This window comes from Microcystis sp. LE19-195.1E (genome assembly GCF_027532095.1).
GTDB lineage: Bacteria > Cyanobacteriota > Cyanobacteriia > Cyanobacteriales > Microcystaceae > Microcystis > Microcystis aeruginosa.
This window is the reverse complement of sequence record NZ_JAPZSZ010000190.1, coordinates 1-1618: the sequence shown is the minus strand read 5'-3', so window position 1 is coordinate 1618 and position 1618 is coordinate 1. Positions and strand designations below refer to the sequence as shown.

3 protein-coding genes are annotated in these 1618 nt (G+C 40.7%); 2 read left to right on the top strand and 1 reads right to left on the bottom strand.

Translation table 11 applies throughout. From position 1 onward, the window contains the following. Nucleotides 1-134 precede the first annotated feature (134 nt). A complete protein-coding gene (locus tag O9300_RS10875; protein ID WP_125731603.1) occupies nt 135-479 on the top strand; it encodes a pepsin/retropepsin-like aspartic protease family protein in 345 nt (114 codons plus the stop codon). A gap of 157 nt (nt 480-636) precedes the next feature. Beyond that, nucleotides 637-891 (top strand): hypothetical protein, encoded by a 255-nt coding sequence (locus O9300_RS10870; RefSeq protein ID WP_002737596.1) that lies wholly within the window; start codon nt 637-639, stop codon nt 889-891. A gap of 206 nt (nt 892-1097) precedes the next feature. On the opposite strand, the gene O9300_RS10865 is transcribed toward O9300_RS10870, so the two are convergent. Further along, nucleotides 1098-1496, bottom strand: a complete 399-nt coding sequence (locus O9300_RS10865) for a hypothetical protein (protein WP_287971650.1) — start codon at nt 1494-1496, stop codon at nt 1098-1100. Nucleotides 1497-1618: the final 122 nt, after the last annotated feature.

Below are 1618 nucleotides of genomic sequence, written 5' to 3'. Positions count from 1 at the left end.
GATAGGGCATATCGGAAGCTGGTCGTCAGACCTAAACGCTTGGGGAGATTTAAGCTCTATTTTGGTTGGTAGAAATACCTGCTAAGACAACTTGAGTCAGTGAACCAAGAATCCCTCGCATAAGCGCGACGGGAGTGTCAACATTGACATTAACTTATCAAAGTCAATCCTTGAATGTTTCGGGGCTCTTGGATACTGGCTCTAGTGTTAATGTGTTGCCCTATGAAATGGGTTTAGCTTTAGGTGCAGTCTGGGAAAACCAAAGGCTATCTCTGCCATTAGGAGGTAATTTAGCTAGATTTGAAGCTCGTGCATTGGTTGTTAAAGCTACTGTTGAGCAATTCCCCACCGTAGATTTAGCCTTTGCTTGGACACAAGATAAATATGCGCCGCTAATACTAGGACAGATGAACTTCTTTCTTGCCTTTGATGTCTGTTTTTACAGATACGACTTAGCATTCGAGATTAGTCAAAAATAGTTTGACTGGAGAAAAAATATGTGCGTTACATTTCATTAACTAAGCAACCAGCGATCGCAGTTTCGCCTCAAGCGATCGCCCTATGAAAAGAGATTAATTTGTCTAAAGATTTGCTAAACTGAGGACAATAATCGCTTATTTTCAAGGTGTTAACTAAATGTGGTGGCAAAGTTCTCGGTTAGACCGTATTGAAGCCAGTCTAGAGGCAAGTCAGCAGCGAATAGAGCGAATAGAAAGCAATATTGACAGATTAGCAGAAATTAGTGAGGCAACGAATCGGCGTATTGATCGGTTTGTGGAGGCTACTGCTCAACAAATGGAGGAATCTAAGGCTCGTATTGACCAACTGCAACAAGGGATGGAACAGCTTCAGCGTGCAGTTGGCTATTTTTTAAGTCAGGACGGTAACTAACGATCGCCTTTTCAAAAATCAAAAAACCCCGTTAGCTTACAATCACTTGCTTCAATGAATGAGCATGGTACTACGGCTAGAGAAAAAAGAGGTGCGTTACATTTCATTAACTACCAGAGCGGCGTACTGCTACGCAGTGCCTTCGGCATCGCACTCAACCAACTAACTTGATACGGTCGGTGTGCAAGCGGATTGTTATGCAGCAGTCAGTTTCTTTCAAGAGTAACATCATTTTCCAATGGTGCAGCAAGTGTAATTATTAATTCTCCATGTCCTGTGCCATAGTCATAAGGCTCTAACTCTATATATTTGCCACGACCTTCTATGGCAAAGTGGTGAATAACTCGTGGCTTATGTATTAGTAATTCAACCGAAACATCTAAATGAATTTTGGCAATATCATCACCGTTCACGAGCAACTGGTTTTCGGGAAGTACCATCGTTATCTGAAATTGTATTGGGTATGCTCCTGGATCTAGCTTCGTGGTATCAATTTGCTTCAATGCCTCATCAAAGCCTTGGTTTGACTCTTCACCTAAAAATTCGTACAGATCTATCTCATTTCCATTGAAGATAGCTTTTGCTGTTGATAAGCTAAAACGCACTTAAACCACCTAAAATAGAAATAGTAATTTTAGAAAAATCCTACTTATGCCAGCCAAAGATTTCCTAGACTTAGAAGAAAAGAAAAACTTACAAAAAGCTCTTAAAGAAGAAGAAAGAGCAG

Excerpts from the sequence above, each read along its gene's own strand:
- O9300_RS10870 (WP_002737596.1), top strand. The coding sequence starts at position 637 with ATGTGGTGGCAAAGTTCTCGGTTAGACCGTATTGAAGCCAGTCTAGAG.